21 protein-coding genes are annotated in these 16,440 nt (G+C 40.2%); 13 read left to right on the top strand and 8 right to left on the bottom strand.

Annotated elements, in window-relative coordinates; translation table 11 throughout:
* Positions 1–43 precede the first annotated feature (43 nt).
* From trxA to SMSK564_RS07605, 3 genes are all read right to left on the bottom strand, one after another.
* The gene (gene trxA, locus SMSK564_RS07615) at positions 44–358 is read right to left on the bottom strand and encodes a thioredoxin (RefSeq protein ID WP_001029581.1); all 315 of its coding nucleotides are present in this window, start codon (positions 356–358) and stop codon (positions 44–46) included.
* Positions 359–373: 15 nt separating this feature from the next.
* Positions 374–595: a DUF4649 family protein gene (locus SMSK564_RS07610; RefSeq protein ID WP_000570248.1), complete on the bottom strand. Its 222-nt coding sequence runs from the start codon at positions 593–595 to the stop codon at positions 374–376.
* 99 nt (positions 596–694) lie between these two features.
* On the bottom strand, positions 695–1,075 hold the full coding sequence (locus SMSK564_RS07605) for a MarR family winged helix-turn-helix transcriptional regulator (protein ID WP_000221635.1): 381 nt from the start codon (positions 1,073–1,075) through the stop codon (positions 695–697).
* Positions 1,076–1,357: 282 nt separating this feature from the next.
* On the opposite strand from SMSK564_RS07605, the gene SMSK564_RS07600 reads away from it, so the two are divergent.
* Positions 1,358–1,732 (top strand): CidA/LrgA family protein, encoded by a 375-nt coding sequence (locus SMSK564_RS07600; RefSeq protein ID WP_000781325.1) that lies wholly within the window; start codon positions 1,358–1,360, stop codon positions 1,730–1,732.
* The gene (locus SMSK564_RS07595; RefSeq protein WP_001288949.1) at positions 1,729–2,424 is read left to right on the top strand and encodes an LrgB family protein; all 696 of its coding nucleotides are present in this window, start codon (positions 1,729–1,731) and stop codon (positions 2,422–2,424) included. Before SMSK564_RS07600 ends, SMSK564_RS07595 begins: the two co-directional genes overlap by 4 nt.
* A gap of 51 nt (positions 2,425–2,475) precedes the next feature.
* Here SMSK564_RS07595 and gggC read toward each other — a convergent pair whose 3' ends face one another.
* The 4 genes from gggC to SMSK564_RS07575 form a co-directional block, all read right to left on the bottom strand.
* A complete protein-coding gene (gggC, locus tag SMSK564_RS07590) occupies positions 2,476–4,023 on the bottom strand; it encodes a streptosactin export ABC transporter GggC (RefSeq protein WP_000919331.1) in 1,548 nt (515 codons plus the stop codon).
* 138 nt (positions 4,024–4,161) lie between these two features.
* Positions 4,162–4,929 (bottom strand): hypothetical protein, encoded by a 768-nt coding sequence (locus tag SMSK564_RS07585; RefSeq protein WP_000498732.1) that lies wholly within the window; start codon positions 4,927–4,929, stop codon positions 4,162–4,164.
* Between the two features lie 16 nt (positions 4,930–4,945).
* Positions 4,946–5,641, bottom strand: a complete 696-nt coding sequence (locus SMSK564_RS07580) for an ABC transporter ATP-binding protein (protein ID WP_000054205.1) — start codon at positions 5,639–5,641, stop codon at positions 4,946–4,948.
* A 4-nt stretch (positions 5,642–5,645) separates the two neighbouring features.
* Complete coding sequence (locus SMSK564_RS07575) at positions 5,646–6,011, bottom strand: GntR family transcriptional regulator (protein ID WP_000119149.1); 366 nt, start codon at positions 6,009–6,011, stop codon at positions 5,646–5,648.
* A 139-nt stretch (positions 6,012–6,150) separates the two neighbouring features.
* Here SMSK564_RS07575 and nrdR point away from each other — a divergent pair, with 139 nt between their 5' ends.
* The 6 genes from nrdR to SMSK564_RS13670 all read left to right on the top strand — a co-directional run bounded on the left by nrdR (position 6,151) and on the right by SMSK564_RS13670 (position 11,146).
* Complete coding sequence (gene nrdR / locus SMSK564_RS07570; RefSeq protein WP_001203672.1) at positions 6,151–6,624, top strand: transcriptional regulator NrdR; 474 nt, start codon at positions 6,151–6,153, stop codon at positions 6,622–6,624.
* Positions 6,625–7,794 carry a DnaD domain protein gene (locus SMSK564_RS07565; RefSeq protein WP_000802416.1) on the top strand — a complete coding sequence of 390 codons (1,170 nt, stop codon included), beginning with the start codon at positions 6,625–6,627 and terminating at the stop codon, positions 7,792–7,794.
* Positions 7,795–8,691 (top strand): primosomal protein DnaI, encoded by an 897-nt coding sequence (dnaI, locus tag SMSK564_RS07560; RefSeq protein WP_000446499.1) that lies wholly within the window; start codon positions 7,795–7,797, stop codon positions 8,689–8,691.
* Positions 8,688–9,401, top strand: a complete 714-nt coding sequence (locus SMSK564_RS0102395; protein ID WP_000140819.1) for an NADPH-dependent oxidoreductase — start codon at positions 8,688–8,690, stop codon at positions 9,399–9,401. Before dnaI ends, SMSK564_RS0102395 begins: the two co-directional genes overlap by 4 nt.
* Positions 9,402–9,414: 13 nt before the next feature.
* A complete protein-coding gene (der, locus tag SMSK564_RS07555; RefSeq protein WP_001207696.1) occupies positions 9,415–10,725 on the top strand; it encodes a ribosome biogenesis GTPase Der in 1,311 nt (436 codons plus the stop codon).
* A gap of 85 nt (positions 10,726–10,810) precedes the next feature.
* Positions 10,811–11,146, top strand: a complete 336-nt coding sequence (locus SMSK564_RS13670; RefSeq protein ID WP_025170902.1) for a hypothetical protein — start codon at positions 10,811–10,813, stop codon at positions 11,144–11,146.
* Here the strand turns inward: SMSK564_RS13670 and SMSK564_RS13460 are convergent.
* On the bottom strand, positions 11,126–11,338 hold the full coding sequence (locus SMSK564_RS13460) for a hypothetical protein (RefSeq protein WP_004236553.1): 213 nt from the start codon (positions 11,336–11,338) through the stop codon (positions 11,126–11,128). The genes SMSK564_RS13670 and SMSK564_RS13460 overlap by 21 nt on opposite strands.
* Before the next feature lie 38 nt (positions 11,339–11,376).
* Here SMSK564_RS13460 and SMSK564_RS07540 point away from each other — a divergent pair, with 38 nt between their 5' ends.
* The 5 genes from SMSK564_RS07540 (at position 11,377) to secA (ending at position 16,413) form a co-directional block, all read left to right on the top strand.
* Positions 11,377–12,168 (top strand): hypothetical protein, encoded by a 792-nt coding sequence (locus tag SMSK564_RS07540; RefSeq protein ID WP_000701258.1) that lies wholly within the window; start codon positions 11,377–11,379, stop codon positions 12,166–12,168.
* Positions 12,161–12,802, top strand: coding sequence for a hypothetical protein (locus tag SMSK564_RS0102390; RefSeq protein ID WP_000475780.1), 642 nt, complete (start codon positions 12,161–12,163; stop codon positions 12,800–12,802). The genes SMSK564_RS07540 and SMSK564_RS0102390 overlap by 8 nt, the downstream gene beginning before the upstream one ends.
* Before the next feature lie 3 nt (positions 12,803–12,805).
* A complete protein-coding gene (locus SMSK564_RS07535; RefSeq protein ID WP_001235277.1) occupies positions 12,806–13,456 on the top strand; it encodes an ABC transporter ATP-binding protein in 651 nt (216 codons plus the stop codon).
* A gap of 10 nt (positions 13,457–13,466) precedes the next feature.
* Entirely contained in the window at positions 13,467–13,754 is a 288-nt protein-coding gene (locus tag SMSK564_RS07530; protein WP_000400607.1) for a hypothetical protein, read from the top strand.
* 145 nt (positions 13,755–13,899) lie between these two features.
* Positions 13,900–16,413, top strand: coding sequence for a preprotein translocase subunit SecA (gene secA / locus SMSK564_RS07525; RefSeq protein ID WP_001274074.1), 2,514 nt, complete (start codon positions 13,900–13,902; stop codon positions 16,411–16,413).
* Positions 16,414–16,440: the final 27 nt, after the last annotated feature.

Below are 16,440 nucleotides of genomic sequence, written 5' to 3'. Positions count from 1 at the left end.
CAAGAAAAAAGAGACCAAAGCAAGTACTTGGTCTCTCGTGTGATTAGCTCAATTCAGCAACGATGGCCTTGATTTGTTCTGCTGTGTGAACACCAGCAACTTGTTTCACCACTTGGCCGTCTTTTTTGAAGAGAAGTGTTGGAATAGACATGATTCCAAAAGCACGAGCTGTGTTTGGATTTTCATCAACGTCCATTTTAACGATTTTCAAAACATCTTCTGAAAGTTCTTCAGACAATTTGTCCAAGATTGGACCTTGCATACGACATGGACCACACCAAGTTGCCCAGAAGTCTACCAAGACCAAACCGTCTTTTGTTTCTTGTTCGAATGTTGCATCTGTAATTGCTTTTGCCATTGTATTTCTCCTTTTTTAGTTATATTGGCTTAAATCTTGTTTCTTGAGATAGAAGAAGATATCTCCGTAAGTTCCATGGTAGTCCAAATCATGACCGTTGTAAGTCAATTTTTGAACAGGGTAGTAGTCTGCGACGCCGATAAGGCAAGCTTGTTGTGAACGATCAAAGTCGTCATAAGATTCGAACGTTATAGTTCTTTCATTCTTGCTGGCATCTAGATAGGTAATTTCAATCATTTAAAAAACTCCTTTGTTTAATGATGACTTTATTTTACTCCTTGTAAAAGAGAATGTCAAGAAAAATGATTGCGCACGCAACTTTTTTTAAAAATCATCTTAAATTAAGAAATCCAAACCAGTTTCCAAGCTTTCTTCGACAGCCTTTTGTAGAGAGGCCAGTGTCTTTTGCCCATCACTTGTCAGGCAGATAAAGCTAGAACGCCTATCTTGATCGCAGCACCTGCGACTAAGTAGACCGCAATTTTTGGCTTCCAAGCGAGCCACCATCCGAGAAACAGCGCTCGGGCTCAGATGAAGTTTATCTGGCAGGTCAATCTGTCGTAGAGATTTTTCTTGGGCCAAGTTCAGATAGTAGAGGAGGTAGAACTCTTTCAAGGTCAGACTTTGCTCGCTCTGCTGGGCAATAGTCTCTTCCAAGAGACTTTCAATTTCTTTCTGACGACGATTGAAGTCAAACCATTTTTCCAAATAGGTCATAGTATCTCCTTTCTTTTTAGAGTTATAGATAGAAGAAGGTCCATTCACGGACAGTCTCTGCATCACAAGATGATTGCGCATGCAATAATTATACTACTTTTCAAGAATGCTGACAAGAAGGACGCTGGAATATTTTATCCTAAATCATGCCTGTTTTCACAAGTCAAGAATTGTTTGTATCCCCTTTCTTTTCTAATTTTCATTATCCCTTGTGTATTTCCTTGAAATTTTCTGAAAAAAGAGTAAACTGGTATGCAAGAAGTCTATTTCGTGGAGTATAGGATGAAATTATATGTTCAATTAATGATTCTCTTTGTGATTTCTCTAATCGGAGAGGGAATTTCCAGTTTCTTTCATTTGCCTATCCCAGGCAGTATTATCGGTTTGATTATTCTCTTTCTAGCCCTACAATTCAAGTGGCTGAGAACTAGGCATGTCAATATGGTGGGGAATTTCTTGCTGGCCAATATGACCATTCTCTTTTTGCCACCAGCAGTGGGAATCATGGAAAAGTTTGATGTGATTGCTCCCTATCTTTTACCCATTGTTTTGATTGTCTTTTTTGCAGCAGTCATCAATATTATCCTCATAGCCTTGGTAGTTCAGTTCATCAAACGACGGTTTGAGGGAGATTATGAGAAAGGAGATGCCAAATGAGTGAATTTGTTTCCAATCCCCTGTTTGGGCTGGCCCTGTCTATCTTAGCCTATCTAGTGGGAATGCTGATTTACAGACGTTTTCCCCATCCATTGACAACGCCCTTGCTTTTGTCAGCTGTTTTTATTATCATCTTTCTAAAGCTGACAGGTATTTCTTACCAAGATTACTACCAAGGTGGAGTTTATCTGAACAACTTGATTGTCCCATCGACCGTGGCTCTAGGGATTCCGCTTTATAAGAGTTTTCACTTGATGAAGCACCATGCTCGGAGTATTCTCTTAGGTAGTTTGCTAGCAGTAGTTGTCAATACCTCTTTCACGGCCCTTGTAGCTAAGATTTTTGGCATGGACTTTTTCCTAGCCATTTCTCTCTTTCCCAAGTCAGTAACAACCGCCATGGCAGTTGGGATTACAGAAAAATTGCAAGGTCTGACGACCGTGACCTTGGTGGTTGTAGTGGCGACTGGGATTTTAACCAGTGTCATCGGTCCAACCCTTTTGAAGTGGTTGAAAATTGACGACCCAGTAGCTGTTGGTCTTTCCCTTGGAGGAACAGGCCACGCAGTTGGAACGGGAACAGCCTTCCGATACGGCTCTGTAGCAGGAGCCATGGGTGGTTTGGCTATCGGTGTTACCGGTATTCTCTATGTCTTTGTCAGCCCTATCGTAGCCAGTTTGATATTGAGTTAAAAAGCAAGGAATTTGGGTTCCTTGCTTTTTAAAATCGTATGTTATAGACTATTACTTTTCTCTGCTTAAGTGAATGACTTGGTCATAGTGTTTTAAGTCTTCTTCTGTGTAGTGGTGAATGACTTCAATGACTGTTTGAGGTAGGGAGAAGAGTAAGTCGCTAATTTTTCTGCTATTTTCCGAGTCAAGATTGGCCTTAATCTCATCTGCTAAGATGAGTTGGCTATCATGGTAGAGGGCGCGAGCGATTTCTAGGCGTTGTTTCTCGCCACCAGATAGACTATCATTTCTGAGCGTTCGATTTTTCAAATGTTCTAATCCTGTTTTTTTGAGGATGTAAGTTAAACGTTCCTCCTTTTTATCCAGTCCTAGAAGGATATTGTCGTCCAGAGATAGCGTGTCAAAGTAATGGCTATCTTGGAGGATATAGGAGCTAATGCCCGTGATATCTTGACGTGATAGGTTTTGACCAGCAAAGCTAATCTGTCCACTTGTTGGTGTCTCTTCTCCATGAATGATATTGAGCAGGGTTGTTTTACCAGAGCAACTTTCCCCGATAATGGCGATTTTTTCTCCTTGCTTGATGTGTATGGAAATCGGAGATAAGAGGATATTCCCATCTTTTTCTAAGGAGATGCTGTTAAGTTGGATAGGAAAAATGTTTTCTATGCTTCTAGGCGAGATGGAGTCAGACTGGTTCAGGAGTTTTTGGTATTTGTTGAGAAGAGTTCGATTCGCTTTTCGGGTGTTGGTAAAGTAAGCCAACTCTTGGAATTGATAGCCGATATTATGGGAAACTAGATAGATGGCCACAAAACTCGCCGCATCTAAATAATTATAGTAGGTCATAAAGCCACCGATGACGATTGGTGTGACAGAACAAAAGGCATCGATGCTATTGATCAAGAGACTGTTTAAAGTGCGTTGTTTTTCATAGTTAATTTCGGTATCTAGACTGGTTTGTAATTGCTTTTGGTAGCGAGCAAAAAAGTAGTCTTGCCCCTGATAATGGCGAATTCGTTGGCTACCACCAATAAAATTTGTCAAGCTTGCTAAGTAGCTATGGTTAACAGTGGACCGCTTTTCAGAAAGTGAATCCAAACGCTTTGATCCGATAGCACTGCAGAGGACAGGAAAGGAGTAGAAGAGGATGAAAATCAAGCCCAGGTAAAAATTGGTCCACAGGGCATAGAGAATAGACACAGTGGTAAAACCCAGAGAAGAAATGATGATGACGGTTGGTTCGATATAGCTTTCTTCTAGTTGCTTGACGTCGTTTTCTAGGTTAGACAAAATATCCTTTTCATCAATCTCATAACTGTTTAAAAATCGCTTGAAAATAGCACTCTTGATTCCATATTTGAAATCAGTAATCAAACGGGCATAGTAATAACGTTTCCCAGCCAAGCCTAGTAAGAGAATGAGGTTTCCAAGGATTCCTAGAATCAAAACTTTCCAAAGAAGGCCTAGCTCTTGATTGGTAAAACTAGCAACAATATTCTGAACAAGGGCTGGCGTGATAATCGCTTCCAGCCAAGTAATGGCAATAGAAAAGAAGTAAAGTAAGAGGTGTTTCTTAGTAACAAATCTTTTCAGCATAAAGAGTTGACCTCCTTATCGATATACATGTAATCAGTTTTAAAGTCATTATACTCCTTTTTATTAAATACTTCATATAGAAATGTAAGTCCTGAGAACGAAAAAAGTCTAGCGAGTTATTGTCGCTAGACTTTAAAACTATTGCAAATTAACCTTGTTTCTCAAGATGTAGTAGGTTCCGAGGTAAAAGATAGCTATGAAAATGAGTTCTTCAACAATGCCTACGCTTGCTCCCATATAGAAATTATCATTAAATCCTGCAAGTGAATTGACATAGAAGTTAGCACTGGTATTGAAGAAAAGTTCAATAAATCCAATGACGATTTTGATACCAATGTAGGCTACAACAGCAAGTGCAGTACGGTATTCGTTGAAAAGTTGTCCAATGGAAATGGCTAAGTAGATGCAGAGGATTTCTGAAATGGTATTTAGTAGGAAGGATACCCCCATAAGAGAGAGTTGAGGAAGGTATGTTCCTGCAAGTGGAATCAAGTCAGAAGTTGCAAACCAATTTGGAGCTGTTAAGGTCAAAATAACAAAAGCACTTAGAGCCAGTATAGCCGAGCTAAGTATAGACCAGATGAAGGCTCCGACTAATTTGGCTGTGATGATATAGTGTTCAGAAACTGGCAAGGTCAAGGTCAGATAGCCTTGTCGGTCATAGACACTACCTTTAAAGCGTTTAATGATTAAGAAAAGAGTTGAAATCCCAAGTGTAATCATCAAGCCACCAAAGACGAGGGCTAGAAAAAGTAGCATAGTAGGTTGACTTTCTTTGACAGGTAGATTGTTATAAGTTTGTGTCTGTAGTCCGATAAGAGCAGAAAGGACTAGCACGGCTGCGTAGAGGGCTAAATACCACTTGTTAACATTTTTAAATTCGTAGCGAATTAAATTCCAAAACATAAATAATCTCCTTTGCTTAAGCCTTAAATTCCTGACGGAAGAGTTGGTCAATGGATTCACCTGACTCATAGCGAATGTCATCTACATTTCCTTGACGAACGACTTTTCCGTCCTTAAGGAAGACAATTTCATCCAAGATTGGCTCGATATCAGAAATCAAGTGGGTAGAAATTAAAACGGTAGAAGTTGGTGAGTAGTTATTGATAATGGTATTGAGGATATACTCACGGGCTGCTGGATCCACCCCACCAATGGGTTCGTCTAAAACGTAGAGGCGGGCATCACGGCTCATAACCAAAATCAGTTGTACCTTTTCCTTGTTTCCTTTTGATAGTTTCTTGAGACGACTATTTTCATCAATGCCCAGGTCTGCAAGTAAATGATGGGCACGTTCAAGATTGAAATCTTTATAGAAGGTCTTGAAGTAGGTTAGGGCTTCTTTGACCTTCATTTGTTCATTGAGATAGGTCGTATCCGGCAAATAAGCCACGATGGCCTTGGTTGCTGGGCTTGGGTCCATGTCGTTGATAAGGACACGTCCTTGATCTGGTTGTAAGAGGCCATTGATTAGTTTAATCAATGTTGTTTTCCCTGAGCCATTTGGCCCAAGAAGACCAACGATTTTTCCAGCTGGGATCTCAAGGGAAACATTTTCAAGGGCTGGTGTTGCTCCATATGATTTGGATACATTTTCAAATGCTAGTAATGACATAGGCTTAAACTCCTTTAATATAATCGCCGACTACGCCTGGTAGTTCTTCTTTTTCATAGCCAAAATGGGTCATGGAGGAAACGAAGTGTTCCAATTCTTCTTCCGATAATTGTTTGCGTGATTGGGCGATTAGCTCCTTATCTTCAGTCACAAATCGTCCAGTTGTGCGCTTGCTGTAGACAAAGCCTTCTCGTTCAAGGTCTGACAAGGCTCTTTGGATGGTGTTTGGATTGACCCCTGCCTCGCTAGCTAGCTCTCTCACGGTCGGAAGTTGTTGATTGGGTTCCAGTGTATGGGAAACAATCTGAAGCTTGATTTTCTCCATAATCTGTAAATAAATGGGTTTTTTATTGTCAAATGTCCAGGACATCTTGGTCTCCTTTCTTTTATCTTTTTGTCTTAATTAAATAATACAACAAAACAAAAAACTTGTCAAGCAAAAAGAAGAATTGTTTTGGGAATCGTTTAAAAAATGGTATAATGAAAAGAAAACGATAAGGAGGGAAAGGATGCGTTGTCCAAAATGTGGGGCTACCAAGTCAAGTGTTATCGATAGTCGCCAAGCAGAAGAAGGGAACACTATTCGTAGAAGACGTGAGTGCGACGAATGCCAACACCGTTTTACAACCTACGAACGGGTAGAAGAAAGAACCTTAGTGGTTGTTAAAAAAGATGGCACACGGGAACAATTCTCTAGAGATAAAATCTTTAATGGGATTATCCGCTCAGCCCAGAAACGTCCTGTGTCAAGTGATGAAATCAACATGGTAGTCAATCGTATCGAACAGAAACTCCGTGGTCGAAATGAAAATGAAATTCAAAGTGAGGACATTGGTTCACTCGTCATGGAGGAGTTGGCTGAGTTAGATGAGATTACCTATGTGCGTTTTGCCAGTGTCTATCGTAGTTTTAAGGATGTCAGTGAGCTAGAGAGCTTGCTCCAACAAATCACCCAGTCCTCTAAAAAGAAAAAGGAAAGATAAATGAAGCCAATTGACCGTTTTTCTTATCTAAAGAATAATCGGGTGTCGCAAGATACCTCATCTCTGGTACAGTGCTACCTCCCGATTATCGGTCAGGAGGCACTGAGCCTTTATCTTTATACAATCAGTTTTTGGGATAATGGTAGAAAGGAATACCTCTTTTCAAGCATTCTCAATCATCTCAATTTTGGGATGGACAGACTTTTAAAATCTTTGAAAATCCTATCTGCTTTCAATCTCTTGACACTCTATCAAAAGGGTGATACCTATCAGCTAGCCATCCATGCTCCTCTTTCGAGTCAGGACTTCTTGGTGCATCCTGTGTATCGTAGACTTTTGGAGAAAAAGATTGGCGATGCAGCTGTGGAGGATTTGAAAGTTGAAAGTGCTGATGGAGAAGAAATACCTGTCTCACTCAATCAAGTCTTTCCAGATTTGGCAGAACTAGGAAGTCAAGAAGACCTTGGTCTCAAGAAGAAAGTGGCCAACGATTTTGACTTAGAACATTTTCGTCAGCTTATGGCCAGAGATGGGCTTCGCTTTGCGGATGAGCAGTCCGATGTCTTAAATCTCTTTGCCATTGCTGAGGAAAAGAAGTGGACTTGGTTTGAAACCTATCAATTGGCCAAGTCAACAGCTGTTTCCCAGGTTATTTCAACCAAACGCATGCGTGAAAAAATTGCTCAAAAACCGATTTCCTCTGACTTTAGTCCTAAGGAAACGACTATTATCAAAGAAGCTAAAAGTAAGACTGCCCTGCAGTTCTTGGCAGAAATCAAGCAAACACGTAAGGGAACCATTACCCAAACAGAAAGAGAACTATTGCAACAGATGGCTGGCTTGGGCTTGCTGGACGAAGTCATCAATATCATTCTCTTGTTGACCTTTAATAAGGTGGATTCGGCAAACATCAATGAGAAATATGCCATGAAAGTAGCCAATGATTACGCCTATCAAAAGATTCATTCGGCAGAAGAAGCAGTCCTGCGCATCCGTGAGAGAGGGCAGAAGAATCAGGCTCAAAAAAGCAGTAACTCCAGTCCTACCAAGTCCAATATACCCAAGTGGAGCAATCCAGATTATAAGAATGAAACCAGTGAGGAAACTCGTCTGGAACTAGAACGTAAGAAACAAGAACTATTAGCTCGATTAGAAAAAGGAGGAGATTAGATGGAAAGTGTCGGAGACGTACTCAAACGTCAACCCAGCCGTTTTCATTATCAAGATTTGGTCCAGAAAATCATGAAGGATCCTGATGTTGCGGCCTTTATCCAGCAAGAATCCCTCAGCCCAGAGGAATTGAATCGCAGTATCTCCAAGTTTAATCAGTACATCACCGAGCGTGATAAGTTTCTTCGTTGTGATACGGATTATATCGCCAAAGGCTACAAGCCGATTTTGGTTATGAATCATGGCTATGCGGATGTTTCTTATGAAGAAACTCCTGAACTAATCGCAGCGGAAAAAGAAGCGGCTATTAAGAACCGTCTCAAGTTAATCAATCTGCCAGCCAGTCTCAGGAAAGCTAGTTTAGCTCAAGTAGACTTGGATGATTTGGGTCGCTTGCCAGTTTTTGAAAAGCTATTAGCATTCGTGGAGCAATATCCAGCTATTCGAAAAGGTCTTTACTTATATGGAGACTTTGGTGTGGGTAAAAGTTTCATGGTGGCTGCCTTAGCCCATGATTTATCAGAAAAACGTGGTGTTTCCTCCACTCTTCTCCACTATCCTAGTTTTGTCATCGATGTCAAAAATGCTATCGGTGATGGTAATGTCAAGACCTTGGTGGATGAGATTAAGCTTTCTGAAGTCCTGATTTTAGATGATATTGGTGCTGAGCAATCAACAGCTTGGGTGCGGGATGAAATCCTACAAGTCATTCTCCAATATCGGATGCAGGAAAATTTACCGACCTTTTTCACCTCCAACTTCAACTTTGAAGAATTGGAGCTGCATTTCGCTAAAGGGAAGCAAGGAAATAATGAAACCTGGGAAGCCAGACGTGTCATGGAACGCATCCGTTATTTGGCTGAGGAGACTCGTTTAGAAGGAGTAAACCGTCGATGACAGAAACAATCAAGTTAATGAAGGCTCATACTTCAGTGCGCAGGTTTAAAGAGCAAGCCCTTCCTCAGGAAGACTTGACTGAAATCCTGACAGCAGCTCAGATGGCCTCGTCTTGGAAGAATTTCCAATCCTACTCTGTGATTGTGGTACGAAGTCAAGAGAAGAAAGATGCCCTGTATGAATTGGTGCCTCAAGAAGCCATTCGCCAGTCAGCTGTTTTCTTTCTCTTTGTCGGAGATTTGAACCGAGCAGAAAAGGGAGTCCGACTTCATACCGACACCTTCCAACCCCAAGGTGTAGAAGGTCTCTTGATTAGTTCAGTCGATGCGGCTCTTGCTGGTCAAAATGCTCTGTTGGCAGCTGAAAGCTTGGGCTATGGTGGTGTCATTATTGGCTTGGTGCGGTACAAGTCGGCAGAAGTGGCAGAGCTCTTTAAACTGCCTGACTATACTTATCCTGTCTTTGGGATGGCACTAGGTGTGCCAAATCAACATCATGATGTGAAACCGAGACTGCCACTAGAGAATGTTGTCTTTGAGGAAGAATATAAAGAACAGTCAACTGAGGCAATCCAAGCTTATGACCGTGTACAGGCTGACTATGCTGGGGCGCGTGCGACCACAAGCTGGAGTCAGCGTCTAGCAGAACAGTTTGGTCAAGCTGAACCAAGCTCAACTAGAAAAAATCTTGAACAGAAGAAGTTATTGTAGAAAGTGAGAAATTATGGCCCTACCAACTATTGCCATTGTAGGACGTCCCAATGTTGGGAAATCAACCCTATTTAATCGGATCGCTGGTGAGCGAATCTCCATTGTAGAAGATGTCGAAGGAGTGACACGTGACCGTATCTATGCGACGGGTGAGTGGCTCAATCGCTCTTTTAGCATGATTGATACAGGAGGAATCGATGATGTCGATGCTCCTTTCATGGAACAAATCAAGCACCAGGCAGAAATTGCTATGGAAGAAGCAGATGTTATCGTCTTTGTCGTGTCTGGTAAGGAAGGAATTACCGATGCAGACGAATACGTAGCCCGTAAGCTTTACAAAACCCACAAACCAGTTATCCTCGCAGTTAACAAGGTGGACAACCCTGAGATGCGAAATGATATCTATGATTTTTATGCCCTCGGTTTGGGTGAACCACTGCCTATCTCATCTGTCCATGGTATCGGTACAGGGGATGTGCTAGATGCCATCGTAGAAAATCTTCCAAATGAATATGAAGAAGAAAATCCAGATGTCATTAAGTTTAGCCTGATTGGTCGTCCTAACGTCGGAAAATCAAGCTTGATTAACGCTATTTTGGGAGAAGACCGTGTCATTGCCAGTCCAGTTGCTGGAACAACGCGTGACGCTATTGATACCCACTTTACAGATACAGATGGTCAAGAGTTTACCATGATTGATACAGCTGGTATGCGTAAGTCTGGTAAGGTTTATGAAAATACCGAGAAATACTCTGTCATGCGTGCCATGCGTGCTATTGACCGTTCAGATGTGGTCTTGATGGTCATCAATGCGGAAGAGGGTATCCGTGAATACGACAAGCGTATCGCTGGATTTGCCCACGAAGCTGGTAAAGGGATGATTATCGTGGTCAATAAGTGGGATACACTTGAAAAGGACAACCACACTATGAAAAACTGGGAAGAAGATATTCGTGAGCAGTTCCAATACCTGCCTTACGCACCGATTATCTTTGTATCCGCTTTGACCAAGCAACGTCTCCACAAACTTCCTGAGATGATTAAGCAAATCAGTGAAAGTCAAAATACACGTATCCCATCAGCTGTCTTGAACGATGTCATCATGGATGCCATTGCCATCAACCCAACACCGACAGACAAAGGGAAACGCCTCAAGATTTTCTACGCGACCCAAGTGGCAACCAAACCACCAACCTTTGTTATCTTTGTCAACGAAGAAGAACTTATGCACTTTTCTTACCTACGTTTTTTGGAAAATCAAATCCGCAAGGCCTTTGTCTTTGAAGGAACACCGATTCATCTCATCGCAAGAAAACGTAAATAAAAAAGCAGAATCTGGAATGACATTTCCAGATTTTTTTGATAGAATGAAGATAAAGAAAGCGCTGTCAAATCGAGAGGGGCTGGTGATGAAACATTTGTTTAAATTGATAATCTTATTTCCCTGGTTTTACTTTTTCAGCTGGATTGAAAAGGCCGATAGAGATAGTAAATTTTTCCCAATTTTTTACTATTTTTACTGGTTTTACATCCCCCTCTATGCTCTTTTTAGCCTTGCTTGGACAGTTATTTCAGTTCTGTTTTTCAATATCGTCTTGAGAAATGTGACAGATATCAAGTTATGGGGCATTTGGTTTCTTTTTATTCTGCTAGCTATTGGTCTGAATAGGTTAACTTATTTCTGTTTCAAAAAAATGCTTCGCTTGAGACGGGAACTCGGGAAGTCAAAAGGTGGAAGGCATTGATTTATACTCTTCGAAAATCTCTTCAAACCACGTCAACGTCGCCTTGCCGTAGGTATGGTTACTGACTTCGTCAGTTCTATCCACAACCTCAAAACAGTGTTTTGAGCTGACTTCGTCAGTCTTATCTACAACTTCAAAGCAGTGCTTTGAGCAACCTGCGGCTAGTTTCCTAGTTTGCTCTTTGATTTTCATTGAGTATTATATTACTTTCTATTTATAGGAGGTGGCTTATGAAGATTCCTCTCTTAAATTTGGCAAGGAATAAATTTGTTTATGTCTTGCTTACTTTGATTTTTCTTGCTTTGGTTTATCGTGATTTTTTGATGACTTATTTCTTTTTTGATATTCATGCGCCTGACCTAGCCAAATTCGATGGACAAGCAATTAAAAATGACTTATTAAAATCAGCTTTAGATTTTCGTATTCTCCAGTTCAATCTAGGCTTTTATCAATCATTTATTATTCCAATCATCATTTCTTTGCTAGGTTTTCAATATATTGAGCTGAAAAATAAAGTTTTACGATTGAGTATTGGAAGAGAAGTGAGTTATCAAGGGTTAAAAAGAAAGTTGACTTTTCAACTTGCAAGTATCCCTTGTGTGATATATTTAGTGACTGTGCTGATAATTGCAATCATAACCTATTTCTTTGGGACTTTTTCTCCTCTGGAATGGAATTCCCTATTTTCTGATGGAAGTAGTTTACAAAGGCTTCTAGATGGAGAAATAAAAAGTTATTTGTTTTTTATGTGTGTCCTTCTAATCGGTATCTTCATCAATACGGTCTATTTTTTAAAAATAGTTGATTATTTAGGGAATGTGACTCGTTCGGCAATTGCCTATTTGATGTTTCTTTGGCTTGGTTCTATGCTACTCTATAGTATCTTGCCATACTATATGGTTCCTATGACGAGTTTGATGCAAGCTAGCTATGGGGATGTAAGTTTGATGAAACTCTTCACTCCTTACATCCTTTATATTGTCCCTTATATGGTGCTTGAAAAATATGAAGATAATGTTTAAGAATTTTAACAATATTTTGCTAAAGAGAAAGATTGTTTTACTACTTCGTATAGTTCTGATGATGATTTTGATTAACTATCTATTGTCAACAGCGGTTCAAAAGCAGGATGCTGTTATCTTTTTCAAGAGGGAATTGATTTCAATCTTTTCCTATAATGACTATTCTGAAGTGAATTTAGAAATCCCCAAACTCTTGTTAAACCTTTCTATTTTCATGTTAGGATGGCTCTCTGTCATTTTGCTTGAAACTGATTTGGCCGATCATTATCATCATTTGATTCGCTATCAATCAAGCTCCTTTTTCGATTATACAAGGAAACGATTGGTTGTCATTTCTAAATTTTTTACTCAAGATTTATTTGTCTGGTTTCTTGGTTTACTTCCGCTAGGAATTCATTTCAAAACAGTTGCTCTCTTCTTTTTACTTGCTCAGTTAATGATGTTGTATTTGTTACTGTCTTATCTGATAGCACTTATTAGTGTAGGCGCTGGTTTTTCATTTTTTCTCTATTTTTTAGCATTTGTGGGACAAGAATGGATGATGGATCATATTGTGATAGTATATTTAGGACTCTTAAGTTTATTAGTTATCTTGATTGTTAGTCGGTTAGAAGAGAAATTTAAGAAAGGATAAACGATGAGACTTGAAATTATAAATGGACAGAAAATTTATGGGAAAAGACCTATTTTAAATCAGTTAAATCTGGTCTTTCAATCAGGAAAAATTTATGGCCTTAAAGGTGATAATGGATCTGGCAAGACAGTTCTTTTAAAGATACTTGCTGGTTATATTAAGCTTGACAAAGGAAAAGTTCTTCAAGATGGCAAAGTTTACGGGGTAAAAAATCATTATATTCAGGATGCAGGGATTTTAATTGAAAAGGTAGAGTTTCTATCTCATTTATCCCTGAGAGAAAATTTGGAACTGTTAAGGTATTTTTCATCTGACATTACTGAAAAAAGAATTGCCTATTGGATTCAATACTATGATTTACAGGAATTTGAAGACGTTGAATACCGTCATTTATCCTTAGGAACGAAACAAAAAATGGCTTTGATTCAAGCCTTTATTGCCGAACCATCTATACTCTTTCTCGATGAACCTATGAATGCTTTAGATGAGAAGAGTGTGAGGTTGACCAAACAGGTTATTTTATCTTATCTGAAAAAAGAAAATGGTTTGGTTATCCTGACTTCGCACATATCGGAAGATATTTCAGACCTTTGTACATATGTATTAGTTGTCGAAAATGGACATATACAATATTTAAAGGATATACAATCCTAGGAGGTGGCTTATGGAACATCTAAAATCATTTATTACACGCTATTCTAAGGTCTATATTGGTTTAGTTCTGTTGATCTGGATTGCTTTCTTCTTTGTTCCTTGGGATAAACCAGTTCTGGGAATATCTATCAATCTCTTAATCATGCAGAAAGTTTTACTAGTTTTTGGAATTCTGTCGATTTTGATGGCCTTGCTGTCCAAGAAAGTCAGTCTCTTTGTTTTTGGATTGATCTGTTGTCTTTCTTTTTGGATAAATCTATTTATCCTATTTGCGATTTTGCCGATTTTTGGCAATTAAAGTATCATAAAAGTCAGAGAGGTAAGCTTGGAAACTAGCCTCTTTTTCCTTTTCAAAATGGGGATTCTTCCTTGAAAATAATCAGTAATTGTGCTAAAATTAAAAGAACATTCTAAAATATTCGGAATTTAAAGTAAGGAAAAACATGGCTAATATTTTAAAAACAATTATCGAAAATGATAAAGGAGAAATCCGTCGTCTGGAAAAGATGGCTGACAAGGTTTTCAAATACGAAGACCAAATGGCTGCTTTGACAGATGACCAACTAAAAGCAAAAACAGTTGAATTTAAAGAACGTTATCAAAATGGAGAATCACTGGATTCATTGCTTTATGAAGCATTTGCGGTTGTCCGTGAGGGTGCCAAACGTGTCCTAGGTCTATTCCCATATAAGGTTCAGGTCATGGGGGGAATCGTTCTTCACCATGGTGACGTGCCAGAAATGCGTACAGGGGAAGGGAAAACCTTGACTGCGACCATGCCCGTATACCTCAATGCCCTTTCAGGTAAAGGGGTTCACGTAGTTACAGTCAATGAATACCTGTCAGAACGTGACGCGACTGAGATGGGTGAGTTGTACTCATGGCTTGGTTTGTCAGTAGGGATTAACTTGGCTGCCAAATCTCCAATGGAGAAAAAAGAAGCCTATGAGTGTGACATTACCTACTCAACCAACTCAGAAATCGGATTTGACTACCTTCGTGATAACATGGTCGTTCGCGCTGAAAACATGGTACAACGTCCGCTTAACTATGCCTTGGTCGATGAGGTTGACTCTATCTTGATTGACGAGGCGCGTACACCTTTGATCGTATCAGGTGCTAACGCAGTTGAAACCAGTCAGCTCTACCACATGGCAGACCACTATGTGAAATCTTTGGACAAAGACGACTACATCATCGATGTGCAGTCTAAAACTATTGGTTTGTCTGATTCAGGGATTGACAAGGCTGAAAGCTACTTCAAGCTTGAAAACCTCTATGACATCGAAAACGTAGCTCTGACTCACTTTATTGATAACGCCCTTCGTGCCAACTACATCATGCTTCTCGATATTGACTATGTGGTGAGCGAAGAACAAGAAATCTTGATCGTTGACCAATTTACAGGTCGTACCATGGAAGGTCGTCGTTATTCTGATGGATTGCACCAAGCCATTGAAGCCAAAGAAGGTGTGCCAATCCAGGATGAAACCAAGACATCTGCCTCCATCACTTACCAAAACCTTTTCCGTATGTACAAGAAATTGTCTGGTATGACAGGTACAGGTAAGACTGAGGAAGAAGAATTCCGTGAGATTTACAACATTCGTGTTATTCCAATTCCAACAAACCGTCCTGTTCAACGTATTGACCACTCAGACCTTCTTTATGCAAGTATTGAGGCTAAGTTTAAGGCGGTTGTCGAAGACGTTAAGGCTCGTTACCAAAAAGGTCAGCCAGTCTTGGTTGGTACAGTTGCAGTTGAAACTAGTGATTACATTTCTAAGAAATTGGTCGCAGCTGGCGTGCCTCACGAAGTCTTGAATGCCAAAAACCACTATAAAGAAGCCCAAATCATTATGAATGCTGGTCAACGTGGTGCTGTTACCATCGCAACCAACATGGCTGGTCGTGGTACTGACATCAAGCTTGGTGAAGGGGTTCGCGAATTGGGTGGACTTTGTGTGATTGGTACAGAACGCCATGAAAGCCGTCGTATCGATAACCAGCTTCGTGGACGTTCAGGTCGTCAAGGAGACCCAGGTGAGTCACAATTCTACCTATCTCTTGAAGATGATTTGATGAAACGTTTTGGTTCTGAACGCTTGAAGGGAATCTTTGAACGCTTGAACATGTCTGAAGAGGCCATCGAGTCTCGTATGTTGACGCGTCAGGTTGAAGCAGCGCAAAAACGTGTCGAAGGAAATAACTACGATACTCGTAAACAAGTCCTTCAATACGACGATGTCATGCGTGAACAACGTGAGATTATCTACGCTCAACGTTACGATGTCATCACTGCAGATCGTGACTTGGCACCTGAAATTCAGGCTATGATTAAACGCACGATTGGTCGTGTCGTTGATGGTCATGCGCGTGCCAAACAAGATGAAAAACTAGAGGCAATTTTGAACTTTGCTAAGTATAACTTGCTTCCAGAAGATTCTATTACGATGGAAGATTTGTCTGGCTTGTCTGATAAGGCTATTAAGGAAGAACTCTTCCAACGTGCCTTGCAAGTTTACGATAGTCAGGTTTCAAAACTACGCGATGAAGAAGCAGTTAAAGAATTCCAAAAAGTTTTGATTCTACGAGTGGTAGATAACAAGTGGACAGATCATATCGATGCCCTCGATCAATTGCGTAATGCGGTTGGACTTCGTGGTTATGCTCAGAACAACCCAGTTGTTGAGTATCAGGCAGAAGGTTTCCGTATGTTTAATGATATGATTGGTTCGATTGAGTTTGATGTGACACGTTTGATGATGAAAGCACAAATTCATGAACAAGAAAGACCACAAGCAGAACACCATATCAGTACAACAGCGACTCGCAATATCGCTGCCCACCAAGCAAGTATGCCGGAAGATTTGGATTTGAGCCAGATTGGACGGAATGAACTTTGCCCATGTGGTTCTGGTAAGAAGTTTAAAAACTGTCACGGTAAAAGACAATAAAATGAGATAGTTTAGAGGCGGATACCT

This window comes from Streptococcus mitis SK564 (assembly GCF_000148525.1).
Taxonomy (GTDB): domain Bacteria; phylum Bacillota; class Bacilli; order Lactobacillales; family Streptococcaceae; genus Streptococcus; species Streptococcus mitis_H.
Note: the sequence above shows the minus strand (reverse complement) of the source record. Positions and strands in the feature narration are given on the sequence as shown.

Excerpts from the sequence above, each read along its gene's own strand:
- trxA (WP_001029581.1), bottom strand. The coding sequence starts at position 358 with ATGGCAAAAGCAATTACAGATGCAACATTCGAACAAGAAACAAAAGAC.
- SMSK564_RS07610 (WP_000570248.1), bottom strand. The coding sequence starts at position 595 with ATGATTGAAATTACCTATCTAGATGCCAGCAAGAATGAAAGAACTATA.
- SMSK564_RS07605 (WP_000221635.1), bottom strand. The coding sequence starts at position 1,075 with ATGACCTATTTGGAAAAATGGTTTGACTTCAATCGTCGTCAGAAAGAA.
- SMSK564_RS07600 (WP_000781325.1), top strand. The coding sequence starts at position 1,358 with ATGAAATTATATGTTCAATTAATGATTCTCTTTGTGATTTCTCTAATC.
- SMSK564_RS07595 (WP_001288949.1), top strand. The coding sequence starts at position 1,729 with ATGAGTGAATTTGTTTCCAATCCCCTGTTTGGGCTGGCCCTGTCTATC.
- gggC (WP_000919331.1), bottom strand. The coding sequence starts at position 4,023 with ATGCTGAAAAGATTTGTTACTAAGAAACACCTCTTACTTTACTTCTTT.
- SMSK564_RS07585 (WP_000498732.1), bottom strand. The coding sequence starts at position 4,929 with ATGTTTTGGAATTTAATTCGCTACGAATTTAAAAATGTTAACAAGTGG.
- SMSK564_RS07580 (WP_000054205.1), bottom strand. The coding sequence starts at position 5,641 with ATGTCATTACTAGCATTTGAAAATGTATCCAAATCATATGGAGCAACA.
- SMSK564_RS07575 (WP_000119149.1), bottom strand. The coding sequence starts at position 6,011 with ATGTCCTGGACATTTGACAATAAAAAACCCATTTATTTACAGATTATG.
- nrdR (WP_001203672.1), top strand. The coding sequence starts at position 6,151 with ATGCGTTGTCCAAAATGTGGGGCTACCAAGTCAAGTGTTATCGATAGT.
- SMSK564_RS07565 (WP_000802416.1), top strand. The coding sequence starts at position 6,625 with ATGAAGCCAATTGACCGTTTTTCTTATCTAAAGAATAATCGGGTGTCG.
- dnaI (WP_000446499.1), top strand. The coding sequence starts at position 7,795 with ATGGAAAGTGTCGGAGACGTACTCAAACGTCAACCCAGCCGTTTTCAT.
- SMSK564_RS0102395 (WP_000140819.1), top strand. The coding sequence starts at position 8,688 with ATGACAGAAACAATCAAGTTAATGAAGGCTCATACTTCAGTGCGCAGG.
- der (WP_001207696.1), top strand. The coding sequence starts at position 9,415 with ATGGCCCTACCAACTATTGCCATTGTAGGACGTCCCAATGTTGGGAAA.
- SMSK564_RS13670 (WP_025170902.1), top strand. The coding sequence starts at position 10,811 with ATGAAACATTTGTTTAAATTGATAATCTTATTTCCCTGGTTTTACTTT.
- SMSK564_RS13460 (WP_004236553.1), bottom strand. The coding sequence starts at position 11,338 with ATGAAAATCAAAGAGCAAACTAGGAAACTAGCCGCAGGTTGCTCAAAG.
- SMSK564_RS07540 (WP_000701258.1), top strand. The coding sequence starts at position 11,377 with ATGAAGATTCCTCTCTTAAATTTGGCAAGGAATAAATTTGTTTATGTC.
- SMSK564_RS0102390 (WP_000475780.1), top strand. The coding sequence starts at position 12,161 with ATGTTTAAGAATTTTAACAATATTTTGCTAAAGAGAAAGATTGTTTTA.
- SMSK564_RS07535 (WP_001235277.1), top strand. The coding sequence starts at position 12,806 with ATGAGACTTGAAATTATAAATGGACAGAAAATTTATGGGAAAAGACCT.
- SMSK564_RS07530 (WP_000400607.1), top strand. The coding sequence starts at position 13,467 with ATGGAACATCTAAAATCATTTATTACACGCTATTCTAAGGTCTATATT.
- secA (WP_001274074.1), top strand. The coding sequence starts at position 13,900 with ATGGCTAATATTTTAAAAACAATTATCGAAAATGATAAAGGAGAAATC.